The following is a 1,879-nucleotide window of genomic DNA, read 5'->3' on the forward strand; positions in this document are numbered from 1 at the left end:
GTAATTAGTTTCATCACCAAAGGTGAAAAAGCGGTGGTGAGAGTATCCAAGATAGCTACAAAGGCAGATGATTTAGCAGATGCGGCCAAACTAGCAGACACAACAGGAGATGCGGCTAAAGCGGCAGGCAAAACAGCAGATGCAGTTCAGGGGACGATAAACACTGAAAAAATTAAACCTGATTTTAAAACATCATCTAATGGAGTTTCAGAGGCGGTTGGTAAAGGCCAACATGTATTTGATAAGCATGTGGGTTTGTCAGACCAAGAATTGCTTAATAGACTGAATGCTAACCCGAAGATAACGGGTGCATCAACATTTACTGACGACCTTTCGGCCAATAATGTTGTGAATTCCGTTCTAACAGACCCGAAGAAGCAGGCTGAAATCAACAATTGGCTGGCCAATGGCGCAAAAGGAAATTTGCCATTGTCATACCAAGGTACTACCGTTATCGGGCGGGGAGTTACACGAGGTTCAACCAATATTGAGAATATGACTAATGCAAAAATTATCCTTAAAAGTAACGGGAATGGCGGATACGATATTTTGACTGCTTACACAACTAGATAGGAGGATGCGGATGACCCCCGAGTGGAAAGAGCTAAAAAATTTTCTTGGCGGGACCTTTCATCAAGATATTACTTCGCCAGAAGAAGCTTTAGAAGATTATATTGAATCTGTTGATAAGGATTGGATTCAGACAATAATGGACATTACAAATAGTTTTTTAGAAAGCAATCTAACTGAGGAGGAAAAAAACAAATTTATTCAGACTTACGCTGAAATCTATTTTCCTGCAGTTGGGAGAAAACCGGTTGAGTGGCTAGAAGATGTTGCAATAAGGTTCAAAAAGAGCCTGAGCGATCGAGATAAAGGTAATAAGGTAATTAGGTAACACGCATATTTCGTTTGTGGGAAGCGTGGGACGAAAACTTTAAGGAAGCGCGGGGACGAAAGGGTGACACCGGGGACGATCGCCTTTTGACACGTTATTTTTAAAGCGAAAACAAACAGCGGAGCAGCGGACAAAATACGTTCGTTGCTTCGCTATTTGTTTAGACGGAAGCGAATAGATGCAGTGGAACGGGGTGCTGTTTGTAAGACTCACGGCGGACTCACGGGGACGGTTCTCTTGCCGAATAGCTGGTAAAATGATATCCTTAAAAGTAGAGGAGATAAGCGTACCCCGAAGAATTCGACAGCAAAAGAAAAGCGGAAAGAGGTTGATCGGCCAATTAAAAATATAACAGGGATATTGACGAGACGGATTGCCAGATTGACGGGGATTAGTCAAAGTGTGATTGCGCGAGCATAACAAAAGAACATCCATGACAATCCAAGACACAGAAGAAAGCATGAAAACAAGGGCAATACGGGCAGACTGGAAGTGGCAGGAAAAAATCGAGGGACGGTTTGGAGGGAAACTCCGCTATCAGAACATGATTGGATTGCCTTTTGAGTACAGAGAAATGCTGCTAGACAGCGGACAATAAACTTCTTTTTTCAGGCAATCTACTCCTGCCACTGATTCATTGACTAGGAGTGAGGCCCATGCAAGCCCTTTTAGACTGTTGCTGTGGTGTGGATGTCCATCGGGATAGCCTGCAGGTTTGTATTTTAAAAGGAGTTACGGACCATCCCCAAGAGATTCATGCGGAGTTTCACACTTTGCCCGCTGATTTGGAGAAATTCATTCAATGGCTCAAACGGCACCAATGTTATCATGTCGCCATGGAAAGCACCGGCGTCTATTGGCGCCCTGTATATGAAGCCATTGAAGAACATTACCCGGATTGCCAAAGTCTGATGGTGGTCAATGCTCATCATATGCGCAATCTGCCAGGACGCAAAAGTGACGTGAAAAAGACTCAAAGGG

General features: G+C 43.7%; 3 protein-coding genes. All 3 read left to right on the plus strand.

Annotated features, from left to right (window positions below; genetic code table 11):
- Window positions 1-573: RNase A-like domain-containing protein (locus tag ALO_RS22395; protein ID WP_004094623.1), on the plus strand; the 573-nt coding region annotated here is incomplete at its 5' end.
- 10 nt (window positions 574-583) lie between these two features.
- Window positions 584-898, plus strand: coding sequence for a contact-dependent growth inhibition system immunity protein (locus tag ALO_RS08045; protein ID WP_004094624.1), 315 nt, complete (start codon window positions 584-586; stop codon window positions 896-898).
- Between the two features lie 656 nt (window positions 899-1,554).
- Window positions 1,555-1,879 (plus strand): IS110 family transposase (locus ALO_RS08050; RefSeq protein WP_004094631.1); only part of this gene is annotated, 325 nt, incomplete at its 3' end.

This window comes from Acetonema longum DSM 6540, from assembly GCF_000219125.1.
Taxonomy (GTDB): domain Bacteria; phylum Bacillota; class Negativicutes; order Sporomusales; family Acetonemataceae; genus Acetonema; species Acetonema longum.